This is a genomic window from Dietzia aurantiaca, assembly GCF_021033825.1.
Classification (GTDB): domain Bacteria; phylum Actinomycetota; class Actinomycetes; order Mycobacteriales; family Mycobacteriaceae; genus Dietzia; species Dietzia aurantiaca.
This window is the reverse complement of the sequence record NZ_JAIFXZ010000001.1, coordinates 106,569-126,710: the sequence shown is the minus strand read 5'-3', so window position 1 is coordinate 126,710 and position 20,142 is coordinate 106,569. Positions and strand designations below refer to the sequence as shown.

Annotated in this window: 14 protein-coding genes; 12 read left to right on the top strand and 2 right to left on the bottom strand. The window is 69.0% G+C overall.

Annotated features, from left to right (window positions below; genetic code table 11):
• Positions 1-262: 262 nt before the first annotated feature.
• The 10 genes from rpoB (at position 263) to K3888_RS00565 (ending at position 15,377) form a co-directional block, all read left to right on the top strand.
• Positions 263-3,769, top strand: a complete 3,507-nt coding sequence (rpoB, locus tag K3888_RS00610; RefSeq protein WP_230928291.1) for a DNA-directed RNA polymerase subunit beta — start codon at positions 263-265, stop codon at positions 3,767-3,769.
• A 132-nt stretch (positions 3,770-3,901) separates the two neighbouring features.
• On the top strand, positions 3,902-7,861 hold the full coding sequence (locus K3888_RS00605) for a DNA-directed RNA polymerase subunit beta' (protein ID WP_230928290.1): 3,960 nt from the start codon (positions 3,902-3,904) through the stop codon (positions 7,859-7,861).
• A gap of 210 nt (positions 7,862-8,071) precedes the next feature.
• Positions 8,072-9,445: a glycosyltransferase family 4 protein gene (locus tag K3888_RS00600; protein ID WP_230928289.1), complete on the top strand. Its 1,374-nt coding sequence runs from the start codon at positions 8,072-8,074 to the stop codon at positions 9,443-9,445.
• Complete coding sequence (locus tag K3888_RS00595; RefSeq protein WP_230928288.1) at positions 9,439-10,158, top strand: class I SAM-dependent methyltransferase; 720 nt, start codon at positions 9,439-9,441, stop codon at positions 10,156-10,158. Before K3888_RS00600 ends, K3888_RS00595 begins: the two co-directional genes overlap by 7 nt.
• Before the next feature lie 90 nt (positions 10,159-10,248).
• Entirely contained in the window at positions 10,249-11,442 is a 1,194-nt protein-coding gene (locus tag K3888_RS00590) for a glucosidase family protein (protein WP_230928652.1), read from the top strand.
• Between the two features lie 76 nt (positions 11,443-11,518).
• Entirely contained in the window at positions 11,519-12,376 is an 858-nt protein-coding gene (locus tag K3888_RS00585) for an LLM class F420-dependent oxidoreductase (RefSeq protein ID WP_230928287.1), read from the top strand.
• A gap of 134 nt (positions 12,377-12,510) precedes the next feature.
• The gene (locus K3888_RS00580) at positions 12,511-13,404 is read left to right on the top strand and encodes an SDR family NAD(P)-dependent oxidoreductase (protein ID WP_230928286.1); all 894 of its coding nucleotides are present in this window, start codon (positions 12,511-12,513) and stop codon (positions 13,402-13,404) included.
• 60 nt (positions 13,405-13,464) lie between these two features.
• A complete protein-coding gene (locus K3888_RS00575) occupies positions 13,465-14,505 on the top strand; it encodes a pirin family protein (RefSeq protein ID WP_230928285.1) in 1,041 nt (346 codons plus the stop codon).
• 52 nt (positions 14,506-14,557) lie between these two features.
• Entirely contained in the window at positions 14,558-14,920 is a 363-nt protein-coding gene (locus K3888_RS00570; protein WP_230928284.1) for a GNAT family N-acetyltransferase, read from the top strand.
• A 1-nt stretch (position 14,921) separates the two neighbouring features.
• Positions 14,922-15,377 carry a carboxymuconolactone decarboxylase family protein gene (locus K3888_RS00565; RefSeq protein WP_230928283.1) on the top strand — a complete coding sequence of 152 codons (456 nt, stop codon included), beginning with the start codon at positions 14,922-14,924 and terminating at the stop codon, positions 15,375-15,377.
• 111 nt (positions 15,378-15,488) lie between these two features.
• Here K3888_RS00565 and K3888_RS00560 read toward each other — a convergent pair whose 3' ends face one another.
• Positions 15,489-15,905, bottom strand: a complete 417-nt coding sequence (locus tag K3888_RS00560) for a YccF domain-containing protein (RefSeq protein ID WP_230928282.1) — start codon at positions 15,903-15,905, stop codon at positions 15,489-15,491.
• A gap of 47 nt (positions 15,906-15,952) precedes the next feature.
• Here K3888_RS00560 and K3888_RS00555 point away from each other — a divergent pair, with 47 nt between their 5' ends.
• Positions 15,953-17,365, top strand: a complete 1,413-nt coding sequence (locus K3888_RS00555) for a sigma 54-interacting transcriptional regulator (RefSeq protein WP_372459509.1) — start codon at positions 15,953-15,955, stop codon at positions 17,363-17,365.
• Positions 17,366-17,427: 62 nt separating this feature from the next.
• Positions 17,428-19,446 (top strand): vWA domain-containing protein, encoded by a 2,019-nt coding sequence (locus tag K3888_RS00550; RefSeq protein ID WP_230928280.1) that lies wholly within the window; start codon positions 17,428-17,430, stop codon positions 19,444-19,446.
• Between the two features lie 35 nt (positions 19,447-19,481).
• Here the strand turns inward: K3888_RS00550 and K3888_RS00545 are convergent, their stop codons facing one another.
• On the bottom strand, positions 19,482-20,141 hold the full coding sequence (locus K3888_RS00545; protein ID WP_230928279.1) for a class I SAM-dependent methyltransferase: 660 nt from the start codon (positions 20,139-20,141) through the stop codon (positions 19,482-19,484).
• Position 20,142: the final 1 nt, after the last annotated feature.

The following is a 20,142-nucleotide window of genomic DNA, read 5'->3' as shown; positions in this document are numbered from 1 at the left end:
CAGCGCAGGGACGGTCGTCGCGCCACGCATGCCACAGCCTCCGGGGCTCTCCCCGTCGAGGGCTGGACTTCAGTGCCGCTATAGGCTAGATTAGGTCGTTGCGCTGGCTGCTATTTGCCTCATGTTCCGTCATCGACGGCCCGTTCCCGGTCTGACCGGGTATTTCCGGGCCTTGAAGATCAGTGACGGCACACGGGTGGATACCCGTCGGCGGACCGCTCGCAGATACATCTGTGGTCACCGCCCGTGGTGATCACGTGAGGTGCTGGAAGGACCCATCTTGGCAGTCTCCCGCCAGACCACGTCAGTCTCCACCGTTCCCGGTGCGCCCCGGAGAGTCTCGTTCGCGAAGCTCACCGAGCCGTTGCCGGTCCCGGGGCTGCTCGACCTCCAGACGGAGTCGTTCGAGTGGTTCATCGGTTCGGAGGAGTGGCAAGAGAGGGCCGCCTCGCGCGGCACCACGAACCTCGAGGGAGGCCTGGAGTCCATCCTCAAGGAGATCTCCCCGATCGAGGACTTCTCCGGCTCCATGTCGCTCTCGTTCTCGGAGCCGTACTTCGAAGAGGTCAAGGCGTCCCTCGAGGACTGCCGTGAGAAGGACCGCACCTACGAGGCTCCGCTCTTCGTCACCGCCGAGTTCGAGAACACCGAAACCGGCGAGATCAAGTCCCAGACCGTCTTCATGGGTGATTTCCCCATGATGACCGACAAGGGCACCTTCATCATCAACGGCACCGAGCGGGTCGTCGTCTCGCAGCTCGTCCGTTCGCCGGGCGTCTACTTCGACCGGTCGCGCGACAAGTCGACCGAGCGTGACGTCCACGCGGTCAAGGTCATCCCGTCGCGCGGTGCGTGGCTCGAGTTCGACGTGGACAAGCGCGACACGGTCGGTGTCCGCATCGACCGCAAGCGTCGCCAGTCCGTCACCGTGCTGCTCAAGGCGCTCGGCTGGACCACCACCGAGATCAAGGAGCGCTACGGCTTCTCCGAGATCATGATGTCGACCCTCGAGAAGGACACCGTCGAGGACACCGACCAGGCGTTGCTCGAGATCTACCGCAAGCTGCGTCCGGGCGAGCCCCCGACCCGCGAGTCGGCCGAGGCGCTGCTGGAGAACCTGTTCTTCAAGGAGAAGCGCTACGACCTGGCCCGCGTCGGCCGCTACAAGGTCAACCGCAAGCTCGGTCTGCCGGACCCGGAGGGCGACGCCACCACGACGCTCACCCGCGAGGACATCGCGGCCACCATCGAGTACCTGGTGCGCCTGCACGCCGGCGACGCGTCGATGCAGGTCGAGGGCGGCCGCGAGGTGCCGGTCGAGGTGGACGACATCGACCACTTCGGTAACCGTCGTCTCCGCACGGTCGGTGAGCTGATCCAGAACCAGGTCCGCGTCGGCCTGTCGCGCATGGAGCGCGTCGTCCGCGAGCGCATGACCACGCAGGACTCCGAGGCGATCACCCCGCAGTCGCTGATCAACATCCGGCCCATCACCGCTGCACTCAAGGAGTTCTTCGGAACCTCCCAGATGTCGCAGTTCATGGACCAGAACAACCCGCTGTCGGGCCTGACCCACAAGCGTCGTCTCTCCGCGCTCGGCCCGGGCGGTCTGTCGCGTGAGCGTGCCGGCCTCGAGGTGCGAGACGTCCACGCCTCGCACTACGGGCGCATGTGTCCGATCGAGACCCCCGAGGGTCCGAACATCGGCCTCATCGGTTCTCTCTCGGTGTACGCGCGGGTCAACCCGTTCGGCTTCATCGAGACCCCGTACCGTCGTGTCGTCGACGGCGTCGTCACCGACCAGGTGGACTACCTGACGGCCGACGAGGAGGACCGCTACGTCGTGGCGCAGGCCAACTCCGAGCTCTCGCCGGAGATGACCTTCGTGAGCGACCGGGTGCTCGTGCGCAAGAAGCACGGCGACGTCGAGGTCGTCGAGGCCGCGGATGTCGACTACATGGACGTCTCGCCGCGTCAGATGGTCTCCGTGGCCACCGCGATGATCCCGTTCCTCGAGCACGACGACGCCAACCGTGCCCTCATGGGCGCGAACATGCAGCGTCAGGCCGTGCCGCTGGTGCGTTCCGAGGCGCCGCTCGTCGGCACCGGCATGGAGCTGCGTGCCGCCGTCGACGCCGGTGACGTGATCGTCAACACCACGCCGGGCATGGTCGAGGAGGTCTCCGCCGACTTCATCACCGTGATGGACGACGACGGAGGTCGCCAGACCTACCGCCTGTCGAAGTTCGCGCGCTCCAACCAGGGCACGTGCTCCAACCAGAAGCCGATCGTCGACGAGGGTGACCGCGTCGAAGCCGGCCAGGTTCTCGCCGACGGCCCCTGCACCGAGGACGGTGAGATGGCCCTGGGCAAGAACCTGCTCGTGGCGATCATGCCGTGGGAGGGCCACAACTACGAGGACGCGATCATCCTCTCGCAGCGACTGGTGGAGGAGGACGTCCTGACGTCCATCCACATCGAGGAGCACGAGATCGACGCCCGCGACACGAAGCTGGGCGCCGAGGAGATCACCCGCGACATCCCGAACGTCTCCGACGAGGTCCTCGCGGACCTGGACGACCGTGGCATCGTGCGCATCGGCGCCGAGGTCCGCGACGGCGACATCCTGGTCGGCAAGGTCACGCCGAAGGGCGAGACCGAGCTCACCCCCGAGGAGCGCCTGCTGCGCGCCATCTTCGGCGAGAAGGCCCGCGAGGTCCGCGACACGTCACTCAAGGTGCCCCACGGCGAGTCCGGCAAGGTCATCGGCGTCCGCGTCTTCTCGCGTGACGACGAGGACGATCTGCCCCCCGGTGTCAACGAGCTCGTCCGCGTGTACGTGGCGCAGAAGCGCAAGATCCAGGACGGCGACAAGCTCGCCGGCCGCCACGGCAACAAGGGCGTCATCGGCAAGATCCTCCCCGCGGAGGACATGCCGTTCATGCCCGACGGCACGCCGGTGGACATCATCCTCAACACCCACGGTGTCCCGCGTCGTATGAACATCGGCCAGATCATGGAGACCCATCTGGGCTGGCTGGCCAAGGCCGGCTGGGAGGTGCCGCGTGAGGCGGACGGCTCCCTGCCGGAGTGGGCGGCCAAGCTGCCGGAGCAGATCCACCGCGTCGAGCCCGACACGAACACCGCCACCCCGGTGTTCGACGGTGCCGCGGACACGGAGATCACCGGCCTGCTCGGTCACACCCTCCCGAACCGTGACGGCGAGCGGATGGTCCAGGGCGACGGCAAGGCGACCCTCATCGATGGTCGTTCGGGTGAGCCGTTCCCGTACCCGGTGTCCGTCGGCTACATGTACATCCTGAAGCTGCACCACCTGGTGGACGACAAGATCCACGCCCGGTCGACCGGTCCGTACTCGATGATCACCCAGCAGCCGCTCGGCGGTAAGGCCCAGTTCGGTGGCCAGCGCTTCGGTGAGATGGAGTGCTGGGCCATGCAGGCCTACGGCGCGGCGTACACGCTGCAGGAACTGCTGACCATCAAGTCCGATGACGTCGTGGGCCGCGTGAAGGTCTACGAGGCGATCGTCAAGGGCGAGAACATCCCGGAGCCCGGCATCCCGGAGTCCTTCAAGGTTCTTCTGAAGGAGCTGCAGTCGCTGTGCCTCAACGTCGAGGTGCTCTCCAGTGACGGGCAGGCCGTCTCCCTCGGCGAGGGTGACGACGACGACCTCGACCGCACCGCCGCGAACCTGGGGATCAACCTCTCGCGCGACGAGTCCTCCGCGGCCGACGAGCTGGCGCAGTAAGTAGGCGGGCGGTGCGGCCGAGAGGTCGCACCGCACCGCACCCGAAGAATTCAGTTCCACCACGGCGGGCCCCGCAAGCGGCCCCACCCCGAGCGGGGCCCGCCATCATCCCACCCGGGAAAGGACGCCTACGTGCAGGACGTCAACTACTTCGACGAGCTGGTCATCAGCCTCGCCACCGCCGAGGACATCCGTAACTGGTCCTACGGCGAGGTCAAGAAGCCGGAGACCATCAACTACCGCACCCTCAAGCCGGAGAAGGAGGGCCTGTTCTGCGAGAAGATCTTCGGCCCCACCCGGGACTGGGAGTGCTACTGCGGTAAGTACAAGCGCGTCCGCTTCAAGGGCATCATCTGTGAGCGCTGTGGCGTCGAGGTGACCCGCGCCAAGGTGCGTCGTGAGCGGATGGGCCACATCGAGCTGGCCGCGCCGGTCACGCACATCTGGTACTTCAAGGGCGTTCCGTCGCGCCTGGGCTACCTGCTCGACCTGGCGCCCAAGGATCTCGACAAGATCATCTACTTCGCCGCGTACGTCATCACCGATGTCGACACCGAGCTCCGCCACAACGAGCTCAGCACCCTCGAGGCCCAGGTCGTCGAGGAGCGCAAGATCATCGAGGACGAGCGCGACTCCGACATCGAGGCGCGCGCCAAGAAGCTCGAGGCCGACCTGGCCGAGCTCGAGGCCGAGGGTGCCAAGGCCGACCAGCGTCGCAAGGTGAAGGACGGCGGCGAGAAGGAGATGAAGAAGATCCGCGAAGCGGCCCAGCGTGAGCTGGACCGTCTCGAGGAGATCTGGACCACCTTCACCAAGCTCGACGTCAACCAGATCATCGTCGACGAGGGCATCTACCGCGAACTCGATGACCGCTTCGGCGAGTACTTCGAGGGCGGCATGGGCGCCGAGGCGATCCAGTCGCTGCTGGAGAACTTCGACCTCGAGGCCGAGGCCGAGTCGCTCCGCGACGTCATCCGCAACGGCAAGGGGCAGAAGAAGATCCGGGCGCTCAAGCGCCTCAAGGTCGTCTCGGCGTTCCTGCAGTCGGGCAACCACCCGGCCGCGATGGTGCTCGGTGCCGTCCCGGTGATCCCGCCGGAGCTGCGCCCGATGGTCCAGCTCGACGGTGGCCGCTTTGCCACGTCGGACCTCAACGACTTGTACCGCCGTGTGATCAACCGCAACAACCGCCTCAAGCGACTGATGGACCTCGGCGCGCCCGAGATCATCGTCAACAACGAGAAGCGGATGCTGCAGGAGTCCGTCGACGCACTGTTCGACAACGGTCGTCGCGGCCGCCCCGTCACGGGCCCGGGCAATCGCCCGCTCAAGTCGCTGTCCGACCTGCTCAAGGGCAAGCAGGGCCGCTTCCGTCAGAACCTGCTCGGAAAGCGCGTCGACTACTCGGGTCGTTCCGTGATCGTCGTGGGCCCGCAGTTGCAGCTGCACCAGTGTGGTCTACCCAAGCTCATGGCACTCGAGCTGTTCAAGCCGTTCGTCATGAAGCGTCTGGTGGACCTCAACCACGCGCAGAACATCAAGTCCGCCAAGCGCATGGTCGAGCGTCAGCGCGACCAGGTGTGGGACGTGCTCGAAGAGGTCATCGCCGAGCACCCGGTGATGCTCAACCGTGCGCCCACGCTGCACCGTCTCGGCATCCAGGCGTTCGAGCCGCAGCTCGTCGAGGGTAAGGCGATCCAGCTGCACCCGCTGGTGTGTGAGGCCTTCAACGCCGACTTCGACGGTGACCAGATGGCCGTCCACCTCCCGCTGTCCGCGGAGGCCCAGGCCGAGGCCCGCATCCTCATGCTCGCCTCGAACAACATCCTGTCGCCGGCGTCCGGTCGTCCGCTCGCCATGCCGCGACTGGACATGGTCACGGGCCTGTACTACCTGACCCGTCTCGACGAGGGGGCGACCGGCTCCCACGTGCCGGCCACCGAGAACGAGCCGGCCCAGGGTGTGTACTCGACCTCGGCCGAGGCCATCATGGCCGTTGACCTCGGTGTGCTCGACATCCACGCGCCGGTCCAGATGCGTCTGACGCATCAGCGTCCGTCCGCCGAGATCGAGGCCGAGAAGTTCCCCGAGGGCTGGACCCCCGGCCAGGAGTGGATCACCGAGACCACACTGGGTCGCGTCTTGTTCAACGAGCTGCTCCCGACGGACTACCCGTTCGTCAACGAGCAGATGCCGAAGAAGCGTCAGGCCGTCATCATCAACGATCTGGCCGAGCGCTACCCGATGATCGTCGTGGCGCAGACGGTGGACAAGCTCAAGGACACAGGCTTCTACTGGGCCACCCGCTCGGGTGTCACCATCGCCATGTCCGATGTGCTCGTGCCGCCGGCCAAGAAGGAGATCCTCGCCTCCTACGACGCCAAGGCCGCGCGCCTCGAGTCGCAGTTCGACCTGGGCAAGATCACCGACGAGGAGCGCAAGAGCGACCTCGTCAAGCTCTGGCAGGAGGCCACCGACGAGATCGGCCAGGCCATGGAGGCGAACTACCCGGACACCAACCCGATCCCGACGATCGTCAAGTCGGGCGCGGCCGGCAACATGACCCAGATCCGCGCGCTCGCGGGAATGAAGGGTCTGGTGACGCGTCCGAACGGCGAGTTCATCCCGCAGCCCATCAAGTCCTCGTTCCGCGAGGGCCTGACGGTGCTCGAGTACTTCATGAACACGCACGGTGCCCGTAAGGGTCTGGCCGATACCGCCCTGCGTACCGCCGACTCGGGCTACCTCACCCGGCGTCTGGTCGACGTGTCGCAGGACGTCATCGTCCGCGAGACCGACTGTGGCACCAACAAGGGTGTCGAGACGGTCATCGCCCGTCCGGTCATGGACGTCCAGGGCAACCCGACCGGTGACCTCGAGCGGGACGAGCACGTCGAGACCTCGACGTTCGCCCGGACGCTCGCAGAGGACGCCACGGACGCCTCGGGCAACGTGATCGTCGCGGCGGGCACCGACCTGGGTGACCCCACCATCGAGGCGCTCATCGCCGCCGGCGTGCAGAACGTCAAGGTCCGTTCGGTCCTGACCTGCACCACCGGAACCGGAGTGTGTGCGACCTGCTACGGCCGCTCGATGGCCACCGGCCAGCTGGTGGACATCGGCGAGGCCGTCGGCATCGTCGCCGCGCAGTCGATCGGTGAGCCCGGTACGCAGCTGACCATGCGTACGTTCCACCAGGGTGGCGTCGGTGACGACATCACCGGTGGTCTGCCGCGAGTCCAGGAGCTCTTCGAGGCCCGTGTCCCCAAGGGCAAGGCCCCGATCGCCGAGGAAGCCGGCCGGATCCGCCTCGACGAGGAGGAGCGTTTCTACACGATCACGATCGTCCCGGACAACGGGGCGGACGAGATCGTCTACGAGAAGCTCTCCAAGCGTCAGGGCCTCGCGCACATCGACCTCGACGACGGCTCGTCGCGGCCGATCGCCGACGGCGACCACCTCGACCGCGGTCAGCCGCTCCTGGAGGGCCCCGCCGACCCGCACGAGGTGCTGGCGATCCTCGGTACGAACGGCGTCCAGAAGCACCTCGTCGACGAGGTGCAGAAGGTCTACCGCTCGCAGGGTGTGTCGATCCACGACAAGCACATCGAGGTCATCGTCCGCCAGATGATGCGCCGCGTGGCCATCAGCGAGTCGAACAGCACCGAGTTCCTGCCCGGTGCCCTGGTCGAGCGTGCGGAGCTCACGGCGGAGAACCGTCGCGTGCTCACCGAGGGCGGCTCGCCCGCCTCGGCGCGCCCGGTGCTCATGGGCATCACCAAGGCCTCGCTCGCCACCGACTCGTGGCTCTCGGCGGCCTCCTTCCAGGAGACCACCCGCGTGCTCACCGACGCCGCCATCAACAAGCGGTCGGACAAGCTCGTGGGCCTCAAGGAGAACGTCATCATCGGTAAGCTCATCCCGGCGGGTACCGGTATCAACCGCTACCGGAACTCGACGGTCGAGCCCACCGAGGAAGCCCGCGCAGCGGCGTACTCCATCCCGGATTACGGCGACGGCTTCTACGGTCCCGAGGACGGTTTCGGCGACGCCACCGGCGCGTCGGTCCGCCTGGACGACCTGGGCTACTGACAACGTCGGTGGGCGCGCGTAAGCCGTTCACCAGCGATATCGCCATCACCGGACCCCCGAGCACACACTGTGCCCGGGGGTCCGGTGCGTCAGCCCGGCCGCGTTCTGGCCAGGGGCGAACGTGTTCTAGACTTGACCGACGTGCCCTGGGCCGCCTCGCCTGTGGCGAGCGGCCCGCGGCGTCCGATGACCGGAGGGAGACGATCGACCGTGCGGATCGCACTGCTTTCGTACAGGAGTAAGCCACACGGCGGAGGGCAGGGCGTCTACGTCCGTCACCTCAGTCGTGAGCTGGCAGCACTCGGGCACACCGTCGAGGTGTTCTCCGGTCAGCCGTACCCCGAGCTGGACCCGGGGCCGTCTCTGTCGAAGATCCCGAGCCTGGATCTCTACAACGACGCCAACCCGTTCCGCACCCCGCACCCGCGGGAGATCCGCGACTGGATCGACGTGCTCGAGGTCGTCACCATGTGGACCGCCGGATTCCCGGAGCCGCGGACCTTCAGCCTCCGCGCCGCCCGGACACTCAAAGACAGGCTCGCGGATTTCGACGTGGTGCACGACAACCAGTGCCTCGGTACCGGCCTCCTCGAGATGGAGGAGGCCGGATTCCCGGTGGTGGCGACGGTGCATCACCCGATCACGCGGGACCGTGCGTTGGCTATGAAAGAGGCGCCGCTGCGTAAGAAACTCACCACGTGGCGGTGGTTCGGGTTCCTGGGCATGCAGATCAAGGTCTCCCGCCGGCTGCACGAGATCATCACGGTGTCGTCCAACTCGGCAGACGACATCGCCTCGGACTTCGGAGTGGACCCGCAGCGGATCGTCACCATTCCGCTCGGCGTGGACACGGACCGTTTCCACGACCGCCGCGACCGCGAGCCGGGTCGCCTGGTCTGTGTGGCCAGCGCCGATCAGCCGCTCAAGGGCGTGCCGATCCTCCTGCGCGCCCTGGCGAGGGTCCGCGAGGAGCACCCGGGAGTGCGCCTGACGCTGATCTCCAAGCTCAAGCGCAAGGGCGAGGCCGCCAAGCTCCTCGATTCACTCGGGTTACGGGACGCGGTGGACCTGGTCTCCGGGGTCGACGACGACGAGCTCGCCGAACTCGTGGGTACGGCCGAGATCGCTGTCGTCCCGAGCATGTACGAGGGCTTCTCGTTGCCGGCGGTGGAGGCCATGTCCAGCGGTTGCGCACTCGTCGCGACCCGGGCCGGGGCGCTACCGGAAGTCGTGGGCACCGACGATCGTGCGGCCCGGCTGGTCGAGCCTGGCAACGTGGACGAGTTGGCGCGGCAGATCAGCGCGCTGCTGGCGGACCCCGCCGAGCGCACGCGCCTCTCGGAGGGTGGCCGCGAACGGGTCATGGAGCGTTACAGTTGGGCGGCTGTGGCGCGCCGGACCGTCGAGGTCTACCAGGCGGCCATCGCGCGGGTCCGCGGCGAGGAGCCGCCGGACTTCACCGCCGGGCCGGTCATCGGACCGGATCAGGCCGAGATCGACGAGCACGTCACCGCTGACGTGCCCGAGGTACTGCCGGACGCCGGCACGTACGACATCCGTGAGCAGGAGGACGCCGCATGCTGACCGCTGACTTCGACCGTCTGGGGGTCACCCCGGGCATGCGAGCCATCGACGTGGGGGCCGGCCTGGGCCGACACACCTTCGAGCTCTACCGGCGTGGAGCCGACGTGACCGCGTTCGATCAGAACGCGGACGAGATGCAGCAGGTCGCCGACATGCTCGCGGCCATGGAGGCGGAGGGGCACGGGCTCCCGGAATCCAAGGGTGAGGCCATCACCGGCGACGCGCTCGCGATGCCGTACGACGACGCGACCTTCGATCTGGTCCTCATCTCCGAGGTGCTTGAGCACGTGCCGGAGGACACCAAGGCGATCGCCGAGCTGGTCCGCATCCTCAAGCCGGGCGGAGTCGCCGCGGTGACCGTCCCGCGGGAGTGGCCGGAGAAGCTGTGCTGGAAGCTCTCGGACGACTACCACTCCAACCCGGGTGGCCACTGCCGCATCTACACGGCTGAGGAACTCGGCTACAAGCTCCGTGCCGCGGGCCTCGAGGTCACCGGGACCGGATTCGCCCACGCGCTGCACGCCCCGTACTGGTGGCTCAAGTGCGCGGTGGGTACGGAGAAGGATGACCATCCGCTGCCGAAGGCGTACCACAAGCTGCTCGTGTGGGACCTGATGAAGGGGCCGTGGGTCACGCGGACCGCCGAGAAGCTGCTCAACCCGGTGATGGGCAAGTCCATCGTGTTCTATCTTCGTAAGCCCGTGGAGGCCTGATCGTCCGTGCAGCCCCAGAACATCGGTTCCCGTAACGGCGTGGCGCAGGGCGCCCCGGTAGGCGGTGACGCCCCCGCGGGTTCGCGGCTCGTGCCCGGCGTCCCGGGCGTTCTGGACGAGGACGCGGTCCGCGCCACCGGGGAGTGGATCGCCTCCGTCCAGAAGCCCAGCGGGGAGATCCCGTGGTTCACCGGTGGGCACACCGACCCCTGGGACCACGTCGAGTCCGCGATGGGGCTGACGGTCGCCGGACAGTGGGAGGCCGCCCGGCGCGCGTTCGGATTCCTCCGGGACACCCAGCGTGCCGACGGCTCCTGGCCGATCAAGTGGCAGGACGGCGAGGTCGCCGATGCCGACACGGACACCAACTTCTGCGCCTACATCGCGGTGGGACTGTGGCATCACCACCTGGTCACCGGAGCACGTGACTTCCTGGAGTCGATGTGGCCGACCGTGCGTCGCGCCCTCGATCTCGTGCTGACCCATCAGGGCCCCCAGGGACAGATGTGGTGGGGCTCCAGCCCGCGTGGCTTCTGCGACGAGGCGCTGATCACCGGGTCCTCGAGTATCCACCACGCCCTGCGGTGCGGAGTAGCGATCGCGGAGGAGCTCGGTGAGAGCGCCCCGGAATGGGACCTGGCCGCCGACCGGCTGGGGCACGCGCTGCGCGCGCACCCGGAGCTGTTCACGCCCAAAACCGAGTTCTCGATGGACTGGTTCTACCCGGTGCTGACCGGCGTGATGGTGGGCGAGCAGGCACAGCAACGGATCGACGCCCGGTGGGGCGATTTCGTGGTGGACGGCCTGGGGATCCGGTGCGTCGACCACCGCCCGTGGGTGACCGGCGCCGAGACGTGTGAGTTCGTGCTCGCGCTCGAGGCCGCCGGCCGTCACGAGCAGGCGCTGGAGCAGTTCACGAACATGCAGCACCTGCGAGAGGCGGACGGTTCCTACTGGACCGGCCTGGTCTTCGCGGACGGCAAGCGCTGGCCGGTCGAGCTGAGCACGTGGACCGGCGCGGTGGTGCTGCTGGCCGCGGATGCGCTCTCGCGCACCACGCCGGGTAACGAGATCTTCCGCTACGTTGCCGATCACACGATGCAGCGGCTGCGGTCGCGGCCGGGCGACCCGGCCACCTGCGAGGGTGACACCGCGGCCGACTGCGCGTCGGGCGCTTCGCCGAACGTCGGGCCCGTCGACGGGGCATCGCGCAACGGGGCATCGCGCGAGGCGGCCGAGGGTGCGGTCGGCGAAGCCCGCCCATCCGAGTACTCCGTGCGATAGTCTTTCGGCAGCCGTCGATGGACACCTGTCTGGTCGGGTGTCTTGCAAGGCGGGGGCCGCGCACGAGGGAGCACGCATGGAGTTCGGACTGACCCTGTTCACCAGTGACCGGGGGATTCGGCCGACCACCGCGGCCGTCGCGGCCGAGCGGGCCGGTTTCTCCGCGTTCTACGTGCCCGAACACACACATATCCCGGTCCGCCGCGACGCGGCCCACCCCGGCACCGGCGGTGCCGAGCTGCCCGATGAGCGCTACTGCCGGACCCTGGACCCGTGGGTCGCACTGGGGGCGGTCGCGGCCGTCACCCGGACGATCCGGCTGGGCACCGCCGTGTCGATCCCGGTCGAGAGCGATCCCATCACGCTGGCCAAGTCCATCGCCACCGTCGACAACCTCTCCGACGGCCGCACCGTCCTCGGCGTGGGCTACGGCTGGAACCTGGACGAGATGGCCGACCACAGCGTGCCACCCGGGCGCCGCCGCACCATGCTCCGCGAGTACCTCGAGGCGATGCGCGAGCTGTGGACCCACGACGAGGCCGAGTACCACGGCGAGTTCGTGGACTTCGGTCCCAGCTGGGCCTGGCCCAAGACCGCGCGCAAGCCGGGCCCGCTCACCCTGGTGGGGGCGGCGGGCAACGAGAAGAACTTCAAGTGGATCTGCCGCAGCGCCGACGGGTGGATGACCACGCCGATCTCGCAGGACATCTCCGGAAGCGTCCGAAAGCTCCGCGAAGTGTGGGCCGAGGCGGGTCGTGAGGGTGAGCCGTACATCGTCGTCCTGGACGGGAAACCAGAGCCCGAGAAGATCGAGATGTATCGCGAGCTCGGCGTCCACGAACTCGTCTACGGCACGCCGGACCGCTCCGAGGACGAGGTGCTCGGCTACATCGACCGCCTCGCCGGGAAGCTGGGAATCGGCGCCGACGCCTGAGCCCGACGCCTGAGCCCGACTCCCGAGACAGGCGTCCCGCCCGGCGCCCACTCCGTGACGGTGACGCCCTGCGCCCGCACCCGGGCCGCGTGAGGCGTCACCCGGGGACGGGCGCCCGACGGTAACGTCGGGTCATGGACACCGCGGAATCCGGTAAACCCGTCGTCGTCGTCACAGGTGCCGGGGGCGGCCTCGGGGCCGCCACGGCCGCGCTCTACGCCGAACGCGGCTGGCAGGTCGTGGCCGTCGATCTCAGGGCGCCCGCCGGTGGGGCAGGCATCACCGGTCTGGCCGCCGACGTCACCGATTCGGCCTCGTTGGAGACGGTCGCCGACCGCGTGCGCGCCGAGCTCGGCCGCATCGACGTGCTGATCACTTTCGCGGGAGTCCTCGGGATCGGGCCGCTCGCCGAGTCCGGCCCCGAGAAGATCCAGCGCGTGCTGGACGTCAACGTCATGGGCACCGTCAGCACCGTTCACGCGCTGTGGGAACTGCTGCGCGAGAGCGGCGGGCGCGTGGTGCTCATCAGCTCCGAGACCGGCCCGCAGCACGCCATGCCGATGAACGGCCCCTACGCCATGAGCAAGCACGCCGTGGAGGCCTACGGCGATGCGCTCCGCCGCGAGCTGATGTTCCTCGGGATGGACGTCGTTCTGGTGCAACCCGGCCCGTTCCGGACCGGGATGACCGCCGCCATCCTGCGAAACTTCCAGGAGTCGACCCGGCCGGGCTCGCCGTTCGCCGCCATGGCATCGGTGATGGGGGAGATGGCCGCCGGGCAGGACGGGGTCGCCGGGGACCCGTCGGTGCTCGCGGAGGCGGTATGGGCCGCCGGGACCGCAAGCCGTCCTCGGCACCGCTACGCGGTGAAGTGGGACCTCGGACGTCGCCTGCTCGACCTCCTGCCCGTGCCGGTCGTCGACAAAGCGCTCACTCTCGCGCTCGCCGGAAAGATCAACGCCCGCAAACTCGAGCTGCGGCGCGAGGCCGCCGACGCCCGGCGGGCGATGAGCGAGGTGGCCGACTGACGCACCCTGCGACGACCGACCCGACCAGTTGTACCGACGTGACGATCAGGAGCGCGACCCATGACCAACCTCGACCCGCGACCGGACGAGATCGAGTGCGAGGCCGGCGGGGCGGCCAACGGCCGCGAGCCCGGCGGCGCCCGCGTGGAGATCATCACCTCCCGTGACGTCCCGCTCGGCGGCCCACGCGCGATGACCGTCAAGCGGACCCTCCCGCAGCGGCAGCGCTCCCTCATCGGGGCGTGGTGCTTCGTCGACCACTACGGGCCCGACGATGTCTCGGCGAGCGGCGGGATGGACGTGCCCTCCCACCCGCACACCGGGCTGCAGACCGTGAGCTGGCTGTTCGAGGGCAACGTCACGCACCACGACTCCGGGGACAACCACGCGGTGGTCCGGCCCGGAGAGGTCAATCTCATGACCTCCGGCGCCGGAATCTGCCATACCGAGGCGTCGACCCAGGACACGACGGTGTTGCACGGGGTGCAGCTGTGGACCGTGCTGCCCGACGAGCACCGCGAGACCAGTGGCCGCCGCTTCGATCACCACGTGCCCGAGCCGGTCGAGTTCGACGGCGGTTCGGCCCTGGTGTTCATGGGCTCGCTGCTGGGATCGTCGTCGCCGGTCTCCACTTTCTCCCCGCTGCTCGGGGCGGAGATCCGCCTGGACCCCGGTGCGGAGCTGACCATCGACGTCGACAGGGACTTCGAACACGGGCTCCTCGTGGACGCCGGGGAGCTCACGCTCGAGGGCGTGAGCGTCGAGCCGACCCAACTCGCCTACACGGGCGTCGGCGAGACCACGCTGACCGTCCGTAACGTCGGCGCCTCCCCGGGCCGCGCCGTCCTGATCGGTGGCACGCCGTTCGAGGAGGAGATCATCATGTGGTGGAACTTCATCGGCCGCACCCATGATGAGGTCGCCCGCTACCGGCAGGAATGGGAGGAGCACTCGGAGCGCTTCGGTCGCGTCCACGGGTACATCGGCCACGACCCGGAGGGGCTGACCCGGCTGCCCGCGCCCACCCTGCCCACCACGACCCTCAAACCGCGCGTCAACCCGGCGGGGCGAGCCCGGATCGACCGATCCCGGACCGACTGACCCGCTGCGGCCCCGCACCGTGGCGCCGCCGAACCCGAAGGAAAGGACGACGATGGCAGATCGCCAGTACACCGACAAGACCGGAGAGACCGTCACCGTGCGGCGCGACCCGCAGCAGGAGGCCTTCGAGATCAGAACGGCCGACGACGAGGTGGCCGGTCACGCCCACTTCCGCACGCGTGGCGACGACCGGATCTTCCACCACACGGTCGTCGACGAGCGATTCGGCGGCCGCGGGATCGGGACCGCGCTCGTCCGCGGCGCCGTCGAGGCCACGATCGCCGAGAACGTGCCGATCGTGGCCGTGTGCCCGATGGTCAAGGGATTCCTGGAGAAGAACGGCGAGGAGTTCGCGGGCTCGTATCGACTCCCGACACCCGACGACATGGCATGGCTGCGCGAACAGGAGGGCTGACGTGGCGGTCCCACAGCTCGACCGGGTCCACCGGGAGGTCTACAAGCAGCTCGTCCGCTCGGCGGTCGCCTCGCGAGAGGCATCGACCGAGGCCGGACTCGACGAGGGGCTGCTCGAGCTGGTCAACGTGCGGGTCTCACAGATCAACGGGTGCGCGGCCTGTCTGGCCACCCACGTGACGGCCGCACGCGATGCCGGAGTATCCCAACGGCGACTCGACCTGTTGCCCGCGTGGCGTGAGCTCGACGCGTTCGGGGAGCGGGAGCGGGCCGCGTTGCGGCTGGCCGAGACCCTCACCCGGCTGGACGATGTGGATGAGCGGGCCGCCGCCGTCACGGCCGCGTCGGAACATTTCGACGACGAGCAGCTCGCCGCACTGGAGTGGGCGATCGTGCTGATCAACTCGTTCAACCGGGTGTCGATCGCGAGCCACCACCAGCCCCGTCTCGAGGACTGAAGACGGGCGCCATCAGCGTGCGACACGCCGGGCGTTTTCTCGCTGATGGCGCCGAAAGGCTCGTACGCGGGTCGGTCGCGGGTTCGCTCAGCCAGCCACCGGGGTTTCGCGTCAGCGGCCGGTCACCGGGACCATCCGCGCCCGGTCCGACGGGACGATCTCCTTGCCGAACGGGAAGCATGTCACGGGGATGAGCTTGAGGTTCGCCCACGCCAGCGGCAGCCCGATGATGGTGATGGCCTGGGCGATGGCGGTGCCGATGTGGCCGATCGCGAGCCACAGACCGGCGATGAGGAACCAGACGACGTTGACGACGGTGCTCGCACCCCCCGACCGGCCGGTGTCGACGACCTCCCGGCCGAACGGCCACAGGACGTAGAGCCCGATCCGGAAGCTCGCCACGGCGAACGGGATGGTGACGATGAAGATGACGGCCAGGATCCCGGCCGCGAGGTAACCGAGGAACAGCCAGAACCCGGCGGTCACGAGCCAGATGATGTTGAGGACCAGAGTCAGCACTGCGCGCATGGCACCCGAGTCTAGGCCGGAGGCGGCGGTGCGCCGGCGGGGCTACGGTGGTCAGCGTGAGCAACAAACCGGACGTCAGGAATCTCGGCGAGTTGCGTGCCGCCGGGTACACCAGCCGCACTCTGCGAGAGGAGTTGCGGCACAACCTGCTCGGGGCGCTCGCCGCCGGCCGGGACCCCTGGCCGGGCATGCACGGCTTCGGCACGACCGTCATCCCGCAACTCGAACGGGCGATCATCGCCGGCCACGACATCGTGCTGCTCGGCGAGCGCGGGCAGGGCAAGACGCGCCTGCTGCGCACCCTGGTCGGCCTGCTGGACGAGTGGTCTCCGGTGGTGGCCGACACCGAGCTGTGGGAGGACCCGCTCGCCCCGATCACCGATCCCACCCGGGAGCGGATCGCCCGCGAGGGTGACGCCCTGCCGATCGAGTGGCGCCACCGCAGCGAGCGATACGTCGAGAAGCTGTCCACGCCGGACACCTCGGTGGCGGACATGATCGGCGACGTGGACCCGATGCGGGTCGCGGAGGGCCGCCGGATGGGGGACCCCGAGACGATCCACTACGGCCTGGTGCCCCGCGCCAACCGCGGGATCGTGGCGCTCAACGAGCTCCCGGACCTGGCCGAGCGGATTCAGGTGGCGCTGCTCAACGTCATGGAGGAGCGGGACATCCAGATCCGCGGGTACGTGCTGCGCCTGCCGTTGGATGTGCTGGTGTTGGCCTCGGCCAACCCGGAGGACTACACCAACCGCGGCCGGATCATCACCCCGCTCAAGGACCGGTTCGGCGCCGAGATCCGCACCCACTACCCGCTCGAGCTCGCCGACGAGATCGAGGTCGTGCGGCAGGAGTCCGACCTGACCGCAGACGTTCCGCAGCCGCTCATGGAGCTGTTGGCGCGGTTCACCCGCGAACTGCGCGCCTCCGACGCGGTCAACCAGGCGTCCGGGGTGTCGGCGCGTGTCGCGATCGCCGGCGCCGAGACCGTCGCCGCGGCCGCGCGGCGTCGGGTGGCGGTGCGAGGTCTGGATGACGACGACGGCGGCGAAGCCGTGGCCCGACTGGTCGATGTCGACGCCGCGGTGGACGTTCTGCGCGGCAAGATCGAGTTCGAGCCCGGTGAGGAGGGGCGGGAGTCGGAGATCCTCCGATACCTGCTGCGGAGCGCCACGATCGATGTCGTCCGGGACCTGTTCCGAGGGGTCGACATGGCGCCCCTCGTCGACGCCTTCGACGGCGACCTGACGCTGACCACCGGCGCCGACGTGACGGCGGCGGAGTTCCTGGAGGCACTGCCCGAGCTGTCCGAGCCCGGGTTGTACGACGAGATCGCCGAGCGGGCCGGCGCGCAGACCGCGGGTCAGCGGGCCGGCGCGATCGAGTTGGCGCTGGAGGGGCTGTATCTGTCGCGCCGGTTGTCCAAGGAGACCGGGGACGGCGCCGCGGTATACGGCTGACCCGGCACGGCAGCGAACGCCGGACCAGCGCTGAACGCCGGCGCGGACGAGAGAGGTGCACGATGGCGCGAGCCGAACGCAATGCCCGCTATGGACGGTATGTCGGCGGCCCGGACCCGCTCGCCCCACCGCTGGACCTGTCGGAGGCGCTCGAGTCCGTGTCGGAGGGCGTGATGGCCGGCTACTCGCCGCAGCAGTCGATGCGGGAGTTCCTGCGCAGCGGTGGCCGGGACCTGACCGGGCTGGACGAACTCGCCGGCGACCTGAACCGTCGGCGGCGCGAACTGTTGGATAAGCACCACCTCGGGGGCACGCTGGACGAGGTCGCTCGATTGCTCGAGCAGGCCGTGCTGGCCGAGCGGGGGCAGCTCGCCCGGGACACCCGGATGGACGCGATGGACCGCACCATGCGGGAGATGACCCTCGAGAACCTCCCGGGCTCCCCGGCCGCGGCGGTGGGGGAGCTGGCGGAATATGACTGGGCATCCACCGACGCCCGCGAGTCGTTCCGGCAGATCCAGGATCTTCTCGGCAGGGAGGCGCTGGACGCCCGGTTCTCCGGGATGAAGCAGGCGCTCGAGAACGCCACCGACGCCGACCGGGCCGCCGTCTCGGAGATGTTGTCCGACCTGACCGACCTGCTGGACAAGCACTCGCGCGGGGAGGATACGCGCGAGGATTTCGAGCGCTTCATGGACAAGCACGGGGACTCGTTCCCGGAGCAGCCGCGCGATGTCGAGGAACTCATCGACACGCTGGCGGCCCGATCGGCCGCGGCCCAGCGGATGATGAATTCGATGACCCCCGAGCAACGGGAGGAGCTGATGGCCCTGTCGCAGCAGGCGTTCGGTTCGCCCGAGCTCTCCGATCAGCTCGGTCGGCTCGACGGTCTGCTCCAGACCCTGCGACCCGGCGAGGACTGGGATGGTTCCAGCGATTTCGAGGGCTCCGACGGACTCGGCATGTCCGAGGGGGCGGCGGTGATGGCCGAGCTCGGTGACCTGGATCGGCTGGCCGAACAGCTCGCGCACTCCGACGGATCGCCACTGTCCGAGCTGGACCTCGAGGCCGTGGCCCGGCACCTCGGTCACAGCGCGGCGGTCTCCGTACAGACCCTCGCCCGGATCGAGCGGGAGATGCGGGAGTCCGGCTACCTCAGTCGCCGTCCGAACGGTGACCTCAGGCTGTCCCCGGCCGCCCTGCGGAAGCTGGGCCGTTCGCTCCTGCGGGACGCCGCCCGCCGGTTGTCCGGGAGATCGGGCGCGCGGGAGACCCGGGCCTCGGGAGCCGCCGGGGAGCAGACCGGGGCGAGTCGCCAGTGGCAGTTCGGTGATGTGGCGTCCTGGGATGTGCCGAGGACGGTGACCAACGCGGTCACCCGGTCGGCGGCGGAGGGCCGCCCGACCGGGCAGCGGATCCGGCTGCTGCCCGAGGACATCGAGGTCCGTGAGAGCGAGGCCCGTACCCAGGCGGCGGTCGTGCTGCTGGTGGACACCTCGTTCTCCATGGCGATGGAGGGCCGCTGGGTCCCGATGAAGCGCACGGCGCTGGCCCTGCACCACCTGATCAGCACGCGGTTTCGGCAGGATCGCATGCAACTCATCTCGTTCGGCAGTCTCGCGCAGACGAGGACCATCGAGAGCCTTCTCTCCCTGGACGCCCGATACGAGCCGGGGACGAACCTGCACCATGCGCTGCTGTTGGCGGGACGCTTCTTCCGCGAGCACCCCACGATGCAGCCGGTGTTGCTCATCGTCACCGACGGCGAACCCACCTCGCACCTGCTCGCCGGTGGGGAGCCGTGGTTCGCCTATCCGCCGAATCCCGAGACGATCCGCACGACCGTCGACGAGTTGGACCGGGTGGCGCGGTTCGGGGCCCGGACGACGTTCTTCCGGCTGGGGGACGACCCCGGCCTGTCGCGATTCCTCGACGCGCTGGCCCGGCGGGTGGACGGCACGGTGGTCGCGCCGGAGGTCGACGACCTCGGCGCCGCGGTGGTCGGCCGATTCCTGCACGCCCGGCGCGGTGGGCCCGGTGCCGGCGACCCGTGGAGCGCCGGCGGCCGCTGGGCCGTCTGATCCGGCGTCCCGGAGGGTGTGGCCGGCGGCCCGGCTCAGGGCATCGGGGCGCCGACCTCGCCGGAGTCGCGGCGCAGCACGCGCAGCGAGTCCACGGCGCGGACCTCGGTGAACTGGCCGGACTCGATCGCACGGCAGTAGATCTCGTACGGAGGGCGCCCGCCGTCCTCGGGGTTCGGGAAGACGTCGTGTATGAGCAGTGCTCCGCCGATCCCGACCCACGGGGCCCACCCCTCGTAGTCGGCCTGCGCGGCCTCGGAGGAGTGCCCACCGTCGATGAACACGAACGAGGCGGGCCTGCCCCACACGCGGGCGACCTGACGGGAGCTGCCGACGGCCGCGGTCACCACGTCGTCGAGGCCGGCATCCCACACGGTGTGCCGGAACCGGCCGAGCGTCTCGAGCCGACCGGTGTGCGGGTCGACGAGGTCGGCGTCGTGGTACTCCCAGCCCGGCTGGTGCTCCTCGGAACCCCGGTGGTGGTCGACGGTGACGATGCTGCCGCCGGTCACCCGGGCCGCTGCGCCGAGGAACACCGTCGAACGGCCGCAGTAGGTGCCGATCTCCACGCCCACACCGTCGCCCAGGTACTCGCAGGCGATCTCGTACAGGGTGGTGCCCTCTTCGAGGGGCATGAAGCCGGGGGCGGCGAGCGCGACGGCCAGCAGCGACGGTTCGATCTCGGGTGCGGTCATG

Coding starts and splice junctions, on each gene's coding strand:
- K3888_RS00595 (WP_230928288.1), top strand. CDS start 9,439: ATGCTGACCGCTGACTTCGACCGTCTGGGGGTCACCCCGGGCATGCGA.
- K3888_RS00560 (WP_230928282.1), bottom strand. CDS start 15,905: ATGCGCGCAGTGCTGACTCTGGTCCTCAACATCATCTGGCTCGTGACC.
- K3888_RS00545 (WP_230928279.1), bottom strand. CDS start 20,141: ATGACCGCACCCGAGATCGAACCGTCGCTGCTGGCCGTCGCGCTCGCC.
- K3888_RS00580 (WP_230928286.1), top strand. CDS start 12,511: ATGGACACCGCGGAATCCGGTAAACCCGTCGTCGTCGTCACAGGTGCC.
- K3888_RS00585 (WP_230928287.1), top strand. CDS start 11,519: ATGGAGTTCGGACTGACCCTGTTCACCAGTGACCGGGGGATTCGGCCG.
- K3888_RS00570 (WP_230928284.1), top strand. CDS start 14,558: ATGGCAGATCGCCAGTACACCGACAAGACCGGAGAGACCGTCACCGTG.
- K3888_RS00550 (WP_230928280.1), top strand. CDS start 17,428: ATGGCGCGAGCCGAACGCAATGCCCGCTATGGACGGTATGTCGGCGGC.
- K3888_RS00575 (WP_230928285.1), top strand. CDS start 13,465: ATGACCAACCTCGACCCGCGACCGGACGAGATCGAGTGCGAGGCCGGC.